Source organism: Rhodovastum atsumiense (genome assembly GCF_937425535.1).
Classification (GTDB): domain Bacteria; phylum Pseudomonadota; class Alphaproteobacteria; order Acetobacterales; family Acetobacteraceae; genus Rhodovastum; species Rhodovastum atsumiense.
On record NZ_OW485601.1, the window covers coordinates 6,399,924 to 6,417,746 of the forward strand.

The following is a 17,823-nucleotide window of genomic DNA, read 5'->3' on the forward strand; positions in this document are numbered from 1 at the left end:
GATACCGTCGGCGAAGATGTGTGTGTGGTTCGGCATTTTTCCGATGCCGGCCCTGCCCTTTGCTGCCGGCCGGCCAGGATTCGGTTGCAGGCGTGACGGCAGATCCTGGCGCGCAACCAACGGCCAGGTGCTGCGCTTCCGACACCACGCGCGGGTGAAGAGAGGACGGACACGATGGACCAGGTCGGAACCACCGCGGAGGCGCATGTTCCGGGACTTGCATCCGCCACGCATCCGCGAATCTACTATCTCCATCCGCTGCAGGCTGGTCCGCTCGACGGCTGGGCCCTGCATCTGGACCGCGCGGCGGCGCTGGGATTCACTCATGTGCTGACCGCGCCGGTGTTCGCCGCCGACGATATCTTCCTGCCGGAGGATTTCTCCCGCCTGCACCCGGCCCTGCGCTGGCCCGGCGATGCGGTGGACGGCCTGCGCCGGATCGCCGCGCTGTGTCGCGAGCGCAAGCTGCAGCTGCTGATGGACGTGGTGGCCGACCGTGTCGGCATGCGCTCCCCGCTGGTGCGCGAACGGGCCGACCTGTTCACCCCGCCCGATCCCGACGTGGCGCTTGACCCACGCCGCGACGCCACCCCGGCGGCCCGTGCCCATGCCGAGGCGGAGAACGCCCTGCTGGCCGCGTTCTGGGCCGGGATGATGAACGGCTGGCGGGAAGCGGGCGTGGCCGGATATCGCCTGCTCGCCCTCGGACGGCTGCACCCAATGACCCTGCGGGCATTGATCGCGGCGGCGCGGCACGATGGCCCCTGCCTGTTCCTGGGCTGGACGCCGGAGCTGACCCTGCCGCAACTGCGCGCGCTTGCCGGCACCGGCCTCGACTTCTCGTTTTCCTCGCTGCCCTATTGGGACTTCCGGGCGGACTGGCTGTGGACGGAGGCGGAGATCCTGCGGCGGATCGGCGGCGTGATCGCCTGTGCCGAGGCGCCTTTCGGGCCGCGGGTGGCGGCAAGCCAGCCCGATGCCACGCTGCGACCGGCGGTGCTGCAACGCGCCGCCCGCTTCGCCGCCGCCTTCGGCGATGGCTGGCTGATGCCGATGGGCTTCGAGTTCGCCTCGCCCGATCAGATGGATGCCCGCCGCGACGCGCCGGGCGATCTGCCCCCGCCTCCCCCCTTCGATCTCGCCGCCACCATTCGCGCCGCCAATGCGGAACCGGCCACGGGAAACCCGAAGCTGCTCAGCGGCCCCGGTGCCGACGGCATTGCCTTCCGACGTGGCGAACGGCTGATCCTGACCAATGCGGCGCTCAACCGGGCCGCGTCACTCTCCCTGGGCGCCATCGCGGAAAACGTGACGCTGGCCCCGGGAGAAGTGCGCGAGCTGGTGCCGGAGCCGACGCAGCCGGTGCCGTTGCCGCGCCATCCGCTGGGGCCGAGTGCCGCCGAGGCAGCCGGCGCGCCGCGCATCGGCATCGAGCAGGTGGCGCCGAGCGTCGATGACGGGCGCTTCCCGGCCAAGCGCCTGACTGGCGAGATCGTCACCGTCGAGGCGGATGTGGTCTGCGACGGTCACGACCAGCTCGGCGTGGCGCTGCTGTGGCGGCCGGCGGACGAGGCGCAATGGCGCGAGGCACGCATGCGCCCGCTGGTCAATGACCGCTGGCAGGCCAGCTTTCCGCTGGCGCGCGCAGGGCGGCACCTGTTCACCATCGAGGCCTGGCGTGACGCCTTTGCCAGCTATCGCGACGAGCTGGGCAAGAAGCACCGCGCCGGCGTGGACGTGACCCTGGAACTGCGCGAGGGACGCGCGCTGGTCGATGCCGCGGTGGCGCGCGTGCCCGGGCTGCAGCCGGTACTGGCCCGGCTGGACAGCGCCGCCCCCGCCGAACAGGTGGCGATCCTGCTGGCCGAGGAGACGGCCCGGCTGATGGCGGACGCCGACGAACGGCCCTTCGCGGTGCGGCTGGACCGCGACCGCCCGGTCGATGCTGAACGCGAGGCCGCCGCCTTCGGCAGCTGGTACGAGATCTTCCCGCGCTCGATGAGCGACGATGAACATCGGCACGGCACCTTCCGCGACGTCATCCGCCACCTGCCGCGCATCCGCGACATGGGCTTCGACGTGCTGTATTTCCCGCCGGTCCACCCGATCGGACGGACCAACCGCAAGGGGCGCAACAACAGCCTCCACCCCGCCCCCGACGACCCTGGCAGCCCCTATGCCATCGGCGGGCCGGAAGGCGGGCATGACGCGCTGCATCCCGAACTCGGCACGCTCGCCGATTTCCAGGCCCTGCGCGAGGCGGCGGCGGCGCACGGGCTGGAGCTCGCGCTCGATTTCGCCATCCAGTGCTCGCCCGACCATCCCTGGCTGAAGCAACATCCGGACTGGTTCGACTGGCGACCCGACGGCTCGCTGAAATATGCCGAGAATCCGCCGAAGAAATACGAGGACATCGTCAACGTCGATTTCTACGCCCGCGGCGCCGTGCCGGGGCTGTGGGTGGCGCTGGCGGAAGTGGTGCTGTTCTGGTGCGGGCAGGGCGTGCGCATCTTCCGCGTCGACAACCCGCACACCAAGCCCTTCCCGTTCTGGGAATGGCTGATCGCCGAGGTGCGGGCGCGCCATCCGGACGCGATCTTCCTCGCCGAGGCCTTCACCCGGCCGAAGATCATGAACCGGCTGGCCAAGCTGGGCTTCACCCAGTCCTACACCTACTTCACCTGGCGCAACTCCAGGCGCGAGCTGCAGGAATACCTGACCGAGCTGACCACCACCGCGCCCCGCGAGTTCTTCCGGCCGCATTTCTTCGTCAACACGCCCGACATCAACCCGGTGTTCCTGCAGACCTCCGGGCGGCCGGGCTTCCTGATCCGCGCCGCGCTGGCGGCGACGCTGTCGGGGCTGTGGGGCGTCTATTGCGGTTTCGAGCTGTGCGAGGGCACCCCTCTTCCCGGGCGCGAGGAATATCTCGATTCCGAGAAATTCCAGCTGCGTGCCTGGGACTGGGAGCGCCCCGGCAACATCGTCGCCGAGATCACCGAACTGAACCGCATCCGCCGGCTCAACCCTGCCCTGCACAGCCATCTCGGCGTAACCTTCCTGCCGGCGGCGAACGAGGCGATCCTGCTGTACGAGAAGGCCACGCCCGACCGGTCCAACGTGCTGATCGTGGCGGTGAGCCTCGATCCCATGCACCGGCAGGAAGCCGCCATCGAGCTGCCGCTGTGGCGCTGGCACCTGCCCGACAGCGGCACCCTGCACGCGGAGGACCTGTTGCGCCGGCGCATGGTCGCCTGGCATGGCAAGTGGCAACGTATCACCCTCGACCCCGCCGAACCGTACGCCATCTGGCGTGCAGCCCCCGCACAGACCGGACCAGCATGAGCCACCACACCGCACCGCCGCCGCCCGAAGACCCGCTTTGGTACAAGGACGCCGTCATCTACCAGCTTCACCTCAAGTCCTTCTTCGACTCCGACAACGACGGGGTCGGCGACTTCAAGGGATTGATGTCGAAGCTCGACTACATCGCCGAGCTCGGCGTCACCGCGATCTGGCTGTTGCCGTTCTACCCGAGCCCGCGCCGCGATGATGGCTACGACATCGCCGATTATCGCGGCGTGCACCCCGAATACGGCAATCTCGGCGACGTGCGGCGCTTCATCCACGCGGCGCATGCACGGGGGCTCAAGGTGATCACCGAGCTGGTCATCAACCATACCTCCGACCAGCACCCGTGGTTCCAGCGGGCCCGCCAGGCCCGGCCCGGCTCGGCCGCGCGCAATTTCTATGTCTGGTCCGACACCGACCACAAATACGCCGGCACGCGCATCATCTTCCTTGATACCGAGAAGAGCAACTGGACCTGGGACCCGGTGGCGGGGGCCTATTTCTGGCACCGCTTCTATTCCCACCAGCCCGACCTGAACTTCGACAACCCGCGCGTGCTGCAGGAAGTACTGAGCGTGATGCGCTTCTGGCTGGACATGGGGGTGGACGGGCTGCGCCTGGACGCCATCCCCTATCTGGTGGAGCGCGAAGGCACCAACAACGAGAACCTGCCGGAAACCCATACCGTCCTCAAGCAGATCCGCGCGGCGCTGGATGCGCACGCGCCGGGACGGATGCTGCTCGCCGAGGCCAACCAGTGGCCCGAGGACACCCAGCAGTATTTCGGCGACAGCGACGAATGCCACATGGCGTTCCACTTCCCGCTGATGCCGCGCATGTACATGGCGATCGCGCGGGAGGACCGCTTCCCGATCACCGACATCATGCGCCAGACGCCGGAAATTCCCCCCACCTGCCAATGGGCGATCTTCCTGCGCAACCACGACGAACTCACGCTCGAGATGGTCACCGACGCCGAGCGCGACTATCTGTGGGAGACCTATGCCGCCGACCGGCGCGCGCGCCTCAATCTCGGCATCCGCCGCCGCCTTGCCCCGCTGCTCGAGCGCGACCGGCGGCGCATCGAGCTGATGAACGCCATGCTGCTGTCGATGCCCGGGACGCCGGTGATCTACTACGGCGACGAGATCGGCATGGGCGACAACATCCATCTCGGCGACCGCGACGGCGTGCGCACCCCCATGCAATGGAGCAGCGACCGCAACGGCGGGTTCTCGCGCGCCGATCCGGCGCGGCTGGTGCTGCCGCCGATCATGGATCCGCTGTACGGCTACCAGGCGCTCAACGTGGAAGCCCAGGAAGCCGATCCGCATTCCCTGCTCAACTGGATGCGACGGATGCTCGCGGTGCGGCGGCGCTTCAGCGCCTTCGGCCGGGGCACGCTGCGCTTCCTCTATCCGGGCAACCGCAAGGTGCTGGCCTATCTGCGCGAGCTGCCGGGGGAGAATCCCGAGACCATCCTGTGCGTCTGCAATCTCTCGCGCACGGCGCAGGCGGTGGAGCTCGACCTCTCCGCCTTCGCCAGCCGGCTGCCGGTCGACATGGTGGGCGGCTCGGTGTTCCCGCCGGTGGGGCAGCTGAGCTACCTGCTGACCCTGCCGCCTTTCGGCTTCTTCTGGTTCCTGCTGGCGGCGCAGGCGCAATTGCCGCCCTGGCACGCGCCGGTGCCGGATGCGCTGCCGGAATTCGCCACCATCGTGGTGCGGCGGGGGATCGAGGAGGCCCTGGCGCCGCAGGGACGCGCCATCCTCGAACGCGAGGCACTGCCCGCCTATGTGCCGAAGCGGCGCTGGTTCGCCGCCAAGGGCGAGCGGCTGGAGGCGGTGCGGCTCGCTTACGCGGTGCCACTGGACGGCGCCGACGTGCTGTTCGCCGAGATCGAGGCAACGCACGGCAACCGGCGCGAGCACTACGTGCTGCCGCTCGGCATCGCCTGGGAAGACGAGACAACCGGAGCGCTGGCACAGCAGCTCGCGCTGGCGCGCATCCGCCGTGGGCGACGGGTCGGCGTGCTGACCGACGGCTTCGCGGTGGATGCCTTCACCCATGCCATCGTCGGATTGCTGCGTCGCGGCGCCCGCCTGCCGCTGCCGCAGGGCGAGATCCGCTTCCTGCCCACATCACGCATGGGCGCGGTGGTGGTGCCGGAACATGCCGAGTTCCGGCGCCTCTCGGCCGAGCAGTCCAACAGCTCGCTGATCCTGGGTGATGTGCTGGTGCTGAAGATCCTGCGCCATGTCGCCGCAGGCGTTCACCCGGAAGGCGAGATGACACGCGTGCTGACGGAACGCGGCTTCGGCAACACCGCCCCCCTGCTCGGCGAGGTGGTGCGCGTCGCCGCCGATGGCACGCCGCACACGCTGATGCTGGCACAGGCCTTCGTGCGCAACCAGGGCGACGGCTGGGGCTGGACGCTCGACTTTCTCGCCCGCACGGTGGAGGAAATCGCCGTCACCGGCCACGAGACCGAGGCCGAGTACGACGCCTTCGCCACCTATGCGAGCTTCGCCGCGGCCATGGGACGGCGGCTGGCGGAAATGCATGCGGTGCTGGCGGAGCCGACCGAGGATCCCGACTTCGCGCCGGAAGAGGCCGACGCGGCGATCCTGGAAAGCTGGGCCGAAGGCGCGATCGAGCAGATCGACCTGATGCTGGACATCCTGCGCGGCCGCGGCGACTGGCCGGACGAGGCAACCCGCCAGCTGGCATCCGGCGTGATCGCGCGGGCGGACGGGCTGCGGGAGGCGGTGCACTGGCTGACGCAGGCGGGGCTGGGGGGGCTGCGCACGCGGGTGCATGGCGATTTCCATCTCGGCCAGGTGCTGGTGGTGTCGGGCGACGCCTACATCATCGATTTCGAGGGCGAGCCGGCCCGGCCGATGCAGCAGCGGCGGCAGAAATCCTGCCCGCTGCGCGATGTCGCCGGGCTGTTGCGCAGCTTCGAGTATGCCGCCGCCACCGCCGCCCCCGGCCGGGCAGCGGCAAGCCCGGCCACCGAAGAGAGGCGGGCGAAACTGCTCGAGCGTTTCCGCGTCGAAGCCGCACAGCGTTTCCTGGAAAGCTATCTCGCCGTGCTCGACGCCGCCCCCCGGCGCTGGGTGCCGGCGGGGAGCGAGACGCCGCTGATCGACCTGTTCCTGCTGGAGAAGGCCGCCTACGAGGTGCGCTACGAAGCGCAGAACCGGCCGGGCTGGATCGGAATTCCGCTGCGCGGACTTGCGGAGATCGCCGATCGCGTGCTCGTGCCAGAACCGGAGCCTGCGGAATGAACGATGTCGCCATGAACGCCTGCTGGGTCGATCCCGGCGCCGTCGACGCCATCGTGTCGGCGCGCCACGGCGATCCCTTCGCCGTGCTGGGACCGCATGGCGGCGCCGTGCGCGCCTTCCTGCCCGATGCCACCGCGGTGGAGGTGGTCTCCCGCGAGGGCGAGGCCGTGCTCGGCCAGCTCGACCGCATCCACCCGGCGGGGTTCTGGGCCGGCGCGGTCAGCGCGGCGGTGCCGTACCGGCTTCGCATCGAAAGCGGCGCGCTGGTGCACGAGACCGAGGACCCCTATTCCTTCGGCCCGGCGCTGGGCGATCTGGATGTCTACCTGCTCGCCGAAGGCCGGCACCGCGAGATCGGCCGCGTCCTCGGCGCGCAACTGGTCGAGCTGGAGGGCGTGTGCGGCGTGCGCTTCGCCGTCTGGGCGCCGAATGCCCGCCGGGTTTCCGTCGTTGGCGACTTCAACCACTGGGACGGGCGGCGCCATCCGATGCGGCTGCGCCACGGCGCGGGGGTGTGGGAGTTGTTCATCCCCCGCCTCGGCGCCGGCGTGATCTACAAATACGAGATGCTCGGGCCGGATGGCGAGCCGTTGCCGCTGAAGGCCGACCCGGTGGCGGCGCTGGCGGAGGTGCCGCCGGCCACCGCCTCGGTGGTCGCCGATCCACGCCTGCGCTGGCGCGATGCCGCCTATCTCGCCCGCCGGCGCGCCTGCAACGCCCCGGACGCGCCGATCAGCATCTACGAGGTGCACGCCGCCTCCTGGCTGCCGGACTCGGAGAGCCCGGCGAGCTGGCAGGCCCTGACCGCGAAGCTGGTTCCTTATGTACAGTCCATGGGCTTCACCCATGTCGAGTTCATGCCGGTCATGGAACATCCCTTCCACGGCTCCTGGGGCTACCAGCCGCTCGGGCAGTTCGCGCCGAGCGCGCGCATGGGCCAGCCCGCAGATTTCGCCCGCCTCGTCGATGCGCTGCACGAGGCCGGAATCGGCGTCATCCTCGACTGGGTGCCGGCGCATTTCCCCACCGACGCGCACGGCCTCGCCCGCTTCGACGGCACCCCTCTCTACGAGCATGCCGATCCGAAGGAAGGCTTCCAACAGGACTGGAACACCTACATCTACAATCTCGGCCGCAACGAGGTGCGCGGCTTCCTGATCGGCAGCGCGCTGCACTGGATCGAGCAGTACCACGCCGATGCGCTGCGCGTGGACGCGGTGGCGTCGATGCTCTACCGTGACTATTCACGCCGCCAGGGCGAGTGGGTGCCCAACAAATACGGCGGGCGGGAAAACCTGGAGGCCATCTCCTTCCTGCAGGAATTGTCGCAGGTGCTGCACGAGCGCGCCCCCGGGGTGGCGATGATCGCCGAGGAAAGTACCGCCTGGCCGGGCGTGACCCGCGGCCCGGGCGATGCCTCCGTCGCCTTCGGCGGGCTCGGCTTCGCCTACAAGTGGAACATGGGCTGGATGCACGACACGTTGCATTACATGCACGAGGATCCGGTCCACCGGCGCTGGCACCACGACAACATCACCTTCGGCCTGGTCTACGCCTTCTCCGAGCGCTTCATCCTGCCGCTGTCGCATGACGAGGTGGTCTACGGAAAGGGCTCGCTGCTCGGCAAGATGCCCGGCGACGAGTGGCAGCGCTTCGCCAACCTGCGCTGCTATCTCGGCTTCATGTGGGCCTATCCCGGCAAGAAGCTGCTGTTCATGGGCGGCGAATTCGCGCAGACGCGGGAATGGAACCACGACCACGGGCTCGACTGGCACCTGCTCGACGATCCGCGCCACGCCGGGGTGCAGAAGCTGGTGCGCGACCTGAACCTGCTCTATCGCGCCACCCCCGCGCTGTACCGGGGCGACTGCGTGCCGGAGGGGTTCCGCTGGGTGGTGGTGGACGACCGCGAGTATTCCGTCTTCGCCTTCCTGCGCTTCGGCGCCGAGGGCGACCGGCCGGTGCTGGCGGTCTGCAACTTCACGCCGGTGGTGCGCCAGGGCTATCGCGTCGGCGTGCCGCGCGGCGGATCGTGGCGGGAAACCTTCAATTCGGACGGCGCGCTGTACGGGGGCTCCAACCTGGGCAATGGCGGCTGGTGCACGGCCGAGGAGGTCCCCAGCCATGACCAGCCCTGCTCCGTGGTCCTGACCCTGCCGCCGCTCTCGACGCTGTTCCTCGAGGCCCCCGGATGACACGCTTCCTCGGATGACACGCCATGCCCACCGGCTTCCCTTCGGGGCCGAGCTGCAGGCCGATGGCGGCACGCTGTTCCGGCTCTGGGCCCCGGATGCGAAGTCGGTGGTGGTGGAGGTGGACGGCGCCGCCCCGCTGACGATGACCCGGCGATCCGGGGGATGGCACGAGGCGCGCGCGGAGTGTGGCGCCGGCGCGCGCTATCGCTACCGCCTGCCCGGCGGGCGCGCGGTGCCGGATCCGGCCAGCCGGCTGCAGGACGGCGACGTGCACGGCCGCAGCGTGGTGCTCGACCCACGCGCGCATGACTGGCGCCACCCCTCGCCCGGACGCCCCTGGCACGAGGCGGTGATCTACGAGGTGCATGTCGGCCTCGCCGGCGGCTTCATGGCGCTGGCCGACCGGCTGGAAGGGCTGCGCGACATCGGCTTCACCGCGATCGAGCTGATGCCGGTCGCCGATTTCCCGGGGCGGCGGAACTGGGGCTATGACGGGGTGCTGCCCTTCGCCCCGGCGACCGCCTATGGCAGCCCGGGCGAGCTGAAGACACTGGTCGACCGCGCGCACGGGCTCGGGCTGATGGTGTTGCTCGATGTCGTCTATAATCACTTCGGGCCGGACGGAAATTACCTGCATGGGTATGCCGGCGCCTTCTTCACCAAAGGCAAGCACACGCCCTGGGGCGCCGCGATCGACTTCCACAGGCCGGAGGTGCGCGATTTCTTCATCCAGAATGCGCTGTACTGGCTGAACGAGTATCGCTTCGACGGGCTGCGCTTCGATGCGGTGCATGCCATCTCCCCGCAGGCAGTGCTGCCGGAGTTCGCCCGCACCATCCGCGCCGGGGTGGAGCCAGGGCGTCCGGTGCATCTGGTGCTGGAACATGGCGACAACCGTGCCGGCCTGCTCGCTGGCGGCGCGCGCTTCGACGGGCAATGGGCGGATGATTTCCACCATTGCGTCCATCGCCTGCTGACCGGCGAGAGCGAGGGGTATTACGGCGATTTCGACGATCCCGCGGCGCGGCTGGCGCGCTGCCTGGCGGAAGGGTTCGCCTGGCAGGGCGAGACCACCGCGCGCGGCCGCCGCCGCGGCGAGCCGAGCGCCGACCTGCCGACCACCGCCTTCGTGATCTGCCTGCAGAACCACGACCAGATCGGTAACCGCGCCATGGGCGAGCGGCTGACCCTGCTCGCCGATCCCGAGGCCCTGTGCGCCGCCGCGGCGCTGCTGCTGCTGACGCCCCAGATCCCCCTGGTGTTCATGGGCGAGGAATGCGGCAGCCGGACGCCGTTCCTGTACTTTACCGACCACCCCCCGGAGCTGGCGCGGCGGGTGCGCGAAGGACGGCGCAGGGAATTCGCCCATTTCGCTGCCTTCGCGGATGCCGGGCGGCGCGACCGGATCCCCGATCCCAATGCCCCGGAAACCTTCCTGCTCTCGCGGCCCGATCCCACCGATGCCGAACCACGCATGGCGGCGCTGTACCATCTGCTGCTGGATCTGCGCCGGCGTCACCTGATGGCCCGGATTCCGGGCTGCCGCAGCCTCGGCGCCGGGCCGGTCGGCGAGACCGGGGTGCTGGCGCGCTGGGGCATGGGCGATGGCACGGAACTGGTCATCGCCTGCAATCTCGGTCCGGCGCCGCTGCTGGTCGACGCCATGGACGGGCCGATGCTGTTCGAAAGCCGTGCCGGCGCCGCCGAGGCGGTACGGCACGGCCATTTGCCCGCAAGCTGCACGGTGGCCTTCCTGCTGGCCTGATCATGACCGGCAGGCGGCCGCCCCGGTTCGACGGCGCCCCGGACGGCACAGGCGCGGATCCCCCAATCCCGTTCCACACTGGCCCATTTACCAGGGCAGCCGGTGATTCTCGCATGCGATTGTGGGGCTCACGGCATTGTCTTCCGCAATTGCACGAAACCGATCAGTATTCTGAACGTAGAAGATCACGTCTGAGACGTGCGTAACTGGTGGCCGACTGATCGCGACAGCGAATGCCGGCGCCGGCTGCAGGGCGGAGGCGCGGGTTGTTGCGTCTCCCGCAGTGATGTTGGCGGGTTGCTTACACAACGTCCCATCAAAGCCGTGGCAGACGGGCGTGCGACGGCCGCAACGGGACCGATTCTTCGCCGCAATCTTGCCATGCGTAACTGGTGAATAACGCCCGCGCGACAAGCGCTCGAGGAGCTTCTGGTGCCATTCCCGCCCTGCCATATCGATACCTGCCCGACCGGAGCGTTCCCCCCGAACGCCGGTGCGCGGACGTGGTCGGTGGCCGGGCCGCGTGTGGATGCACCACTCCCTTCCCGGCGGCCTGCCCCCTCGCTGTCCCTGCCGCATCCCACGGCGCGGCGGAGCGGGACCACGGCAGAGCTCGTGCTGCCATCTGGTTTCCTTTCGGGGCGCCGCGTCGCGGACGTCCTGGGCGGGATGTCGCCCGCCCTCGGTACTGAACGAGACGCAGGCGTGGACGAGCGGGAAAGCGACAGTCTTTCCGCGGTGCGGCCCGTGGCGTTGCTGGAGGTCACATGAACCGGCTTGTCGTCGTCTCCAACCGGGTACCGGCCCCTTCGGCGGGCACCCAGGCGGGCGGTCTCGCTGTCGCGCTGGACGGGCTGATGGAGAAGCGCGGCGGGCTATGGTTCGGCTGGAGCGGCGTCATCGCCGCCGGCGCGGCCGGCCGGCCGGCCATGATCGAACGCTCGGGCTCGGTGGAATACGCCACCATCGACCTGACCCAGGACGAGCACGACCGTTACTACAACGCCTTCTCCAACAGCGTGCTGTGGCCGCTGCTGCACACCATGCCCGAGCTCATGCAGTACGACCGGCGCGACGCGCGGGTGTACCGTGAGGTGAACGCGCGCATGGCGGCGGCGCTGCAGCCGCTGCTGCGGCCCACCGACCTGATCTGGGTGCATGACTACCACCTGATGCCGATGGCTGCGGCGCTGCGGGCGCGCGGAGTGCGCAACCCGATCGGGTTCTTCCTGCACATCCCCTTCTGCTCGCCCGACGTACTGGCCGCCGCGCCGGAAATGACCGAGTTGGTGCGCGAGATGTTGTCGGCCGACCTGATCGGCTTCCAGACCGACAACGACGTCACCAATTTCGCCGCCGCCGCCCAGGTGCTGGCCGGCGCCATGCGCGGCCCGGGCAACAGCCTTTTCTTCGGGGGGCGCCGGATCCGGCTTGGCGTGTTCCCGGTCGAGATCGAGGCCCGCAGCTTCGCCGCCCGCGCCGCCGAGATGGCCGAGAGCCCCGCCGTCCGCCGGCTGCGGCGCGACCTGGAAGGGCAGCGTCTGATCCTGGGCGTGGAGCGGCTGGACCCCACCAAGGGCCTGCTGCAGCGGCTGGTTGGCCTGCGCCGCCTGCTGGAAAAGCGGCAGGACTGGCGTGGCCACCTGACGATGCTGCAGATCGCGGCGATGTCGCGCAAGGACGTGGAAAGCTACCGGGCGCTGCGCACCGCGCTCGACCGCGAGGCCGGCGCGCTGAACGCCGATCTGGGCGAGCCGGACTGGCAGCCGCTGCGCCTGGTCGCGCGCGGCGTGGAGCGCTCCACGGTCGCGGGCTACATGCGGCTGGCGCGGGTCGGCCTGGTCACGCCGCTGCGCGACGGCATGAACCTGGTGGCCAAGGAATTCGTGGCCGCCCAGGATCCGGCCGATCCGGGCGTGCTGGTGCTTTCCCGCTTCGCCGGCTCCGCCCGGCAACTGGAAGCCGCGCTGCTGGTCAACCCGCATGACCCGGACGCCATGGCCGATGCGCTCGACTCGGCGTTGCGCATGGGGCTGGAGGAGCGGCAGGCGCGCTGGCGGGCGCTGTGGGCGGCGATCGAGCACCGCTCGCCGCTGGTCTGGGGCCGGTCCTTCGTGGCGGCGCTGCTGCGCGCCTCGACGCTGACCGTGGCCAAGACCCCGGTCCCGTTGCCGGTGCCGGTGGCGGAGCGGCCGATCGTGGCGCCGCGCATCGCGCTCGAACGCGTCGGCAGCGAAATGGAACCGGCCTTCGCCGGGGCTGGGGCAGGCAAGCCGGGCGGGCGCGTGCTGAACTGACGCCCGCTCACCAGCCCGGGTCGACAATCCGGAGCGTGCCGGCCGTCACCGGCCGGCATGCTCTTTATTCTTGACCGGACCCGGCTTTCAGGCGGCGGCCTTGATCCGGCCAAGCACGTCGAGCATCACCGCCTCGAACATCTCCGTGGTCAGCCGCCCGGTCTGGGTATTGTAGCGGCTGACATGGTAGCTGTTCGCCAGCAGCAGCCCGTCAGGCAGGTCGTGGATGGCGCCATGGCGGAAGCGGATGCGGCTTGGCGGAATGCCGCAAGCCTTCAGCACCGCCGCATGCGCCAGCACACCAAGCGCCAGCACCGCCCGCAGTTGCGGCATTCCCCGCAGCTCTGATTCAAGGAACGGATTGCAGGCGGCAACCTCCGCCGGCTCCGGCAGGTTGGCCGGCGGCACACAGCGCACCGCGTTCACGATGCGCGTGTCCTTCAGCACCAACCCATCGTCGGGAGACGCCAGATAGGTCCCTTCGGCGAGGCCGAAGCGCAGCAGGGTCTGGTAGAGCAACACCCCGGCATGGTCGCCGGTGAAGGGCCGGCCGGTGCGGTTGGCGCCGCGCACGCCCGGAGCCATGCCGACGACCAGCAGGCGGGCCTGGACCGGGCCGAAGCTGGGCACCGGGCCGTTGAACCAATCGGGGTTCGCCGCCTGGTTCGCCGCCCGATAGGCAACCAGCCGCGGGCAGAGCGGACAATCATGCGAAGGGGCCGCGATCGCGGCCGGCTCGGTGCGCAGCATCGGCGGACTGATCCCGCTCAGGGGGCCTCGGCACTGTCGGCGAAGGGCTCGGCCGGGGTCTGCCGCAGCGGCGTCGTGCGGGCCGGCCGCGGTTCCATCTGCCGGCGGGTGAACTCCGGCGCGATGTCGGACAGCTCGAGGAACTGGTCGGCCTGGCGGCGCAGCTCGTCGGCGACCATCGGCGGCGAGGTGCGGATCGAGGAGACGACCGAAACCCGCACGCCACGACGCTGCACTGCCTCCACCAGCCGGCGGAAATCCGAGTCGCCGGAAAACAGCACGGCATGGTCGATCTTGTCGGCGAGTTCGAGCATGTCGATGGCCAGCTCGATATCCATGTTGCCCTTGACGCGACGGCGGCCGGTGGAATCGGTGAATTCCTTGGCCGGCTTCGTCACCAGGGTGTAACCATTATAGGCTAACCAATCCGTTAATGGCTTGAGTGGGGAATATTCCTCGGTTTCCAAAACGGCAGAGTAATAATAAGCGCGAATGACATGGCTTTTCCTGCGAAAGAAATCGAGAAGATTACGATAGTCGACATCGAAGCCAAGATTACGTGAAGCGGAATACAAATTTGCACCGTCAATGAACAACGCGGTGCGTTCAGTGGGAAGAAAATGCATCAGATGCAGCCTTTCTAGGAACTTCGTTGGTGCTACGATACGGTGCGGTGTGTGGCAAACAGAATCGACCGGTGCATATCATGATAGTGTACCACGCAAGTTGCCGGAAGGTGAAAGCGTCAACTCCCTGCGAGAAGAACCGATGATCCTGGTCGCCATTGGCGCCAATCTGCCCGATGCCGCAGGACACCCGGCGCTGGTCACCTGCCGTGCCGCCGCCGAGGCATTGCGCTCCTTGCCTGGTTTGCGTCTCGTGACCATTTCGTCATGGTATCGTACTGCACCCGTGCCCCCGTCCGGCCAGCCGGACTACATCAACGGAGTCGCCGCCCTCGAAGGCACCATCGCGCCGGCCACATTGCTGGAGTGGCTGCAGGCGATCGAGGCGCGGGCGGGACGAGTGCGCAGCGTGCCCAATGCCGCGCGCACGCTCGACCTCGACATCATCGACCTGCATGGCGAGGTCCGGCCCGCCCCCGATCCGGTGCTGCCGCATCCGCGCGCGCATCTGCGCGCCTTCGTGCTGGCACCGCTGCGCGAGGTGGCGCCGGACTGGGTGCATCCGGTGCTGCGCCGGAGCGTCGGGGACCTGCTGGCCGGTCTCGGCGACCAGGCGATTTCCCGCCTTTAGGCCGCTTCTGCCATGCGCCCGTGCGCCAGCCCTTGCGCCGCGGGGCCGAGGGGCATATCTAGGTCCATTACCCGCATTGCCTGGCCCTGGAGGTTGAGCGCATGGCGCGCGTCACCGTCGAAGACTGCGTCCAGAAAGTCCCGAACCGCTTCGAGCTGGTTCTTTTCGCCGCACAGCGGGCCCGTAATCTCTCGCGTGGCGAGGAACTTACGGTGGACCGCGATAATGACAAGAACCCGGTTGTCGCCCTGCGCGAGATCGCCGACGAGACCATCCAGTTGGACCGCCTTGAGCAGGACCTGGTCAAGTCGCTCTCCCGCGCCCCCGAGCCCGAGCCGGCCGACGAGGAAGTGCTGGACCTCATCCCGACCGACCAGAACATCTTCGGCCTGCAGGACGTCTCTGCCGACGAAGAAGCCCAGCAGCTTCCGGTCGAGAACGATGATATTTCCCCCGACGACATCGAAGCCGCCATCGAGGCGGAGCTTGGCGGCCGGCGCCGCTAAACAGCGATGACGGGCGGCGCTCCGGATCCCTGGCGCGCCGCGCCGCCACCGCGGCCCGACGGGGCGACCAGCAACGCCCCGCCGTCAGGCTCGGTCACGATCCTGCCGCCACGCGGGCCCGACACCCCCGCGACGACCGATATTTCCACCATCCTCAACCGCCTGCGCTCCTACGATCCGAAAGCGGATATCGGCATCGTCGAGCGGGCCTATGCCCTCGCCGCCGAGGCGCATCGCGAGCAGAAGCGCGACAACGGCGATCCCTACATCACCCATCCCGTCGCGGTCGCCGAGATCCTGGCGGGCTACCGCCTCGATGTCGGCAGCATCGCCACCGCGCTGATGCACGACGTGATCGAGGACACCGGCATCACCCGCGCCGAGCTTGAGAAGAAGTTCGGGGCCGAGATCGCCGGGCTGGTCGACGGCGTCACCAAGCTGACCCGGCTGGAACTGCAGTCCGACCGCACCAAACAGGCGGAGAATTTCCGCAAGCTGGTGCTGGCCATGAGCAAGGACATCCGTGTCCTGCTGGTCAAGCTGGCCGACCGGCTGCACAACATGCGCACGCTGCATTTCGTCACCCAGGCACCGCGGCGCCAGCGCATCGCGCGCGAGACCATGGAGATCTACGCGCCGCTGGCCGAGCGCATCGGCATGGACGCGCTGAAGACCGAGCTGCAGACGCTGTCCTTCGCCCAGCTCGAGCCCGAGGCCTACGAGACCATCCAGGCCCGGCTGAACTTCCTGCGCGGCCAGGGTGCGGACGTGATCGAGGAAGTCAGGGCGGAACTGGCCAAGGTCTGCGGCGATTGCGGCATCCACGTGCAGGGCGTCTCCGGACGGGAGAAATCGCCCTACTCGATCTGGGAGAAGATGCAGCGTCGTAACGTCCAGTTCGAGCAGCTCTCCGACATCATGGCGTTCCGCATCATCGTGCCGACGCGGGAAGCCTGCTACGCGGCGCTCGGCGCGGTGCACGCCGCCTATCCGGTGATCGCCGGGCGCTTCAAGGACTACATCTCCACCCCCAAGCCGAACGGCTACCAGAGCCTGCACACCGGCGTCACGCTGCGCGAGCCGCGCAACCAGAAGATCGAGGTGCAGATCCGCACCGACGAGATGCACGACATCGCCGAGAACGGCCTGGCCGCGCACTGGATCTACAAGCAGCACGACGCCGCCGCCGCCGAGGCGCAGCGCTTCCGCTGGGTGCAGGACCTGCTGGAAATCCTGGAGAACTCCTCGACCGACGAGTTCCTCGAGAACACCAAGCTCGAGCTGTACCAGGACCAGGTGTTCTGCTTCACGCCGAAGGGACAGTTGATCCAGTTGCCGCGCGGCGCGACGCCGGTGGATTTCGCCTACGCCGTGCATTCCCAGGTCGGCGACACCTGTGTCGGCGCCAAGGTCAATGGCCGGCTGATGCCGCTGCGCCACGAGCTGCAGAACGGCGACCAGGTGGAGATCATGACCTCCCGCGGCGGCACGCCCAGCCCGCAGTGGGAACGCTTCGTCGTCACCGGCAAGGCCCGCGCGCGCATCCGCCGCTACGTGCTGCAGCAGCAGCGCCAGCAATACCGCGACGCCGGCAAGAGCGCGCTGGCCAAGGCCTTCCGCCAGGAAGGCGTGGACGGGTCGGAAAAAGTGCTGGAGCAGGCCCTGAAGGGCCAGGGCCTGAAGGCCGCCACCCTCGACGACCTCTACACCGCCGTCGGCAACGGCAATATCGGCGCCCGCGAAGTGGTAACCGCCGCCTATCCGGAGCTGCGCCAGGCCCCGCGCGCCCCGCGCATGATGCCGAGCCTGCCGCCGCGCCAGCCGCGCCCGGGCGGGGGCAGCACCAAGCTGCCGATCAGCGGCCTGGTCGCCGGCATGGCGATCCACTACGCCGGCTGCTGCCACCCGCTGCCGGGCGATCGCATCGTCGGCATCGTCACCACCGGCAAGGGCGTCACCATCCACACCCGCGAATGCCCGACCCTGGAGAGCTTCGCCGCCACCCCGGAGCGCTTCATCGACGTGGAATGGGAGCCGGGCGCATTCACCGCCGACCCCAAGCAACTGAAGGGCGAAGGCCATGTCGGCCGGATCTCGGTGATCGCGAGCAACGAGACCGCGGCGCTCGCGGAGATCACCAACGCCGTGGCCAAGCAGGACGGGGCGATCGCCAGCCTGCGCGTGGTCAACCGCCAGCAGGATTTCTTCGAGGCGGTGGTGGACGTCGAAGTACGCGATCTCGGCCATCTCGGCCGCGTGATCGCCGCCCTGCGCGCGGCCAGCGTGGTGCACCAGGTGGATCGGGCGCGCGGCTGACCCCTTTGGGAAACACCGGCATCGGCCGTGCTGCGGCTGCATGACAGGCCCGGGCTGCGCGCCCTGTCACCGAAGCTTCACCCGCCCTGCCAGGGC

The 17,823-nt window shown here is 69.1% G+C and carries 10 protein-coding genes; 8 read left to right on the forward strand and 2 right to left on the reverse strand.

Annotation, left to right across the window (positions count from 1 at the left end; genetic code table 11):
• Nucleotides 1–174 precede the first annotated feature (174 nt).
• The 5 genes from NBY65_RS28790 (at nucleotide 175) to NBY65_RS28810 (ending at nucleotide 12,898) form a co-directional block, all read left to right on the forward strand.
• Nucleotides 175–3,345, forward strand: a complete 3,171-nt coding sequence (locus NBY65_RS28790; RefSeq protein WP_150042414.1) for a maltotransferase domain-containing protein — start codon at nucleotides 175–177, stop codon at nucleotides 3,343–3,345.
• On the forward strand, nucleotides 3,342–6,641 hold the full coding sequence (gene treS / locus NBY65_RS28795; RefSeq protein WP_150042413.1) for a maltose alpha-D-glucosyltransferase: 3,300 nt from the start codon (nucleotides 3,342–3,344) through the stop codon (nucleotides 6,639–6,641). Before NBY65_RS28790 ends, treS begins: the two co-directional genes overlap by 4 nt.
• Nucleotides 6,638–8,836 (forward strand): 1,4-alpha-glucan branching protein GlgB, encoded by a 2,199-nt coding sequence (glgB, locus tag NBY65_RS28800; RefSeq protein WP_239002896.1) that lies wholly within the window; start codon nucleotides 6,638–6,640, stop codon nucleotides 8,834–8,836. Before treS ends, glgB begins: the two co-directional genes overlap by 4 nt.
• 13 nt (nucleotides 8,837–8,849) lie before the next feature.
• Nucleotides 8,850–10,601, forward strand: coding sequence for a malto-oligosyltrehalose trehalohydrolase (treZ, locus tag NBY65_RS28805; RefSeq protein ID WP_150042412.1), 1,752 nt, complete (start codon nucleotides 8,850–8,852; stop codon nucleotides 10,599–10,601).
• Between the two features lie 767 nt (nucleotides 10,602–11,368).
• Nucleotides 11,369–12,898 carry an alpha,alpha-trehalose-phosphate synthase (UDP-forming) gene (locus NBY65_RS28810; protein WP_150042411.1) on the forward strand — a complete coding sequence of 510 codons (1,530 nt, stop codon included), beginning with the start codon at nucleotides 11,369–11,371 and terminating at the stop codon, nucleotides 12,896–12,898.
• An 87-nt stretch (nucleotides 12,899–12,985) separates the two neighbouring features.
• Here NBY65_RS28810 and NBY65_RS28815 read toward each other — a convergent pair whose 3' ends face one another.
• A complete protein-coding gene (locus NBY65_RS28815) occupies nucleotides 12,986–13,648 on the reverse strand; it encodes a uracil-DNA glycosylase (RefSeq protein ID WP_150042410.1) in 663 nt (220 codons plus the stop codon).
• 17 nt (nucleotides 13,649–13,665) lie between these two features.
• The gene (locus NBY65_RS28820; RefSeq protein ID WP_150042409.1) at nucleotides 13,666–14,274 is read right to left on the reverse strand and encodes a LabA-like NYN domain-containing protein; all 609 of its coding nucleotides are present in this window, start codon (nucleotides 14,272–14,274) and stop codon (nucleotides 13,666–13,668) included.
• A gap of 142 nt (nucleotides 14,275–14,416) precedes the next feature.
• Between NBY65_RS28820 and folK the strand changes: the two genes are divergently transcribed.
• From folK to NBY65_RS28835, 3 genes are all read left to right on the forward strand, one after another.
• On the forward strand, nucleotides 14,417–14,905 hold the full coding sequence (folK, locus tag NBY65_RS28825) for a 2-amino-4-hydroxy-6-hydroxymethyldihydropteridine diphosphokinase (RefSeq protein WP_150042408.1): 489 nt from the start codon (nucleotides 14,417–14,419) through the stop codon (nucleotides 14,903–14,905).
• A gap of 101 nt (nucleotides 14,906–15,006) precedes the next feature.
• Complete coding sequence (rpoZ, locus tag NBY65_RS28830) at nucleotides 15,007–15,411, forward strand: DNA-directed RNA polymerase subunit omega (RefSeq protein ID WP_150042407.1); 405 nt, start codon at nucleotides 15,007–15,009, stop codon at nucleotides 15,409–15,411.
• 6 nt (nucleotides 15,412–15,417) lie between these two features.
• Nucleotides 15,418–17,727: a RelA/SpoT family protein gene (locus NBY65_RS28835; protein WP_150042406.1), complete on the forward strand. Its 2,310-nt coding sequence runs from the start codon at nucleotides 15,418–15,420 to the stop codon at nucleotides 17,725–17,727.
• The last annotated feature ends 96 nt before the right edge of the window (nucleotides 17,728–17,823 follow it).

Coding starts and splice junctions, on each gene's coding strand:
- NBY65_RS28790 (WP_150042414.1), top strand. CDS start 175: ATGGACCAGGTCGGAACCACCGCGGAGGCGCATGTTCCGGGACTTGCA.
- treS (WP_150042413.1), top strand. CDS start 3,342: ATGAGCCACCACACCGCACCGCCGCCGCCCGAAGACCCGCTTTGGTAC.
- glgB (WP_239002896.1), top strand. CDS start 6,638: ATGAACGATGTCGCCATGAACGCCTGCTGGGTCGATCCCGGCGCCGTC.
- treZ (WP_150042412.1), top strand. CDS start 8,850: ATGACACGCCATGCCCACCGGCTTCCCTTCGGGGCCGAGCTGCAGGCC.
- NBY65_RS28810 (WP_150042411.1), top strand. CDS start 11,369: ATGAACCGGCTTGTCGTCGTCTCCAACCGGGTACCGGCCCCTTCGGCG.
- NBY65_RS28815 (WP_150042410.1), bottom strand. CDS start 13,648: ATGCTGCGCACCGAGCCGGCCGCGATCGCGGCCCCTTCGCATGATTGT.
- NBY65_RS28820 (WP_150042409.1), bottom strand. CDS start 14,274: ATGCATTTTCTTCCCACTGAACGCACCGCGTTGTTCATTGACGGTGCA.
- folK (WP_150042408.1), top strand. CDS start 14,417: ATGATCCTGGTCGCCATTGGCGCCAATCTGCCCGATGCCGCAGGACAC.
- rpoZ (WP_150042407.1), top strand. CDS start 15,007: ATGGCGCGCGTCACCGTCGAAGACTGCGTCCAGAAAGTCCCGAACCGC.
- NBY65_RS28835 (WP_150042406.1), top strand. CDS start 15,418: ATGACGGGCGGCGCTCCGGATCCCTGGCGCGCCGCGCCGCCACCGCGG.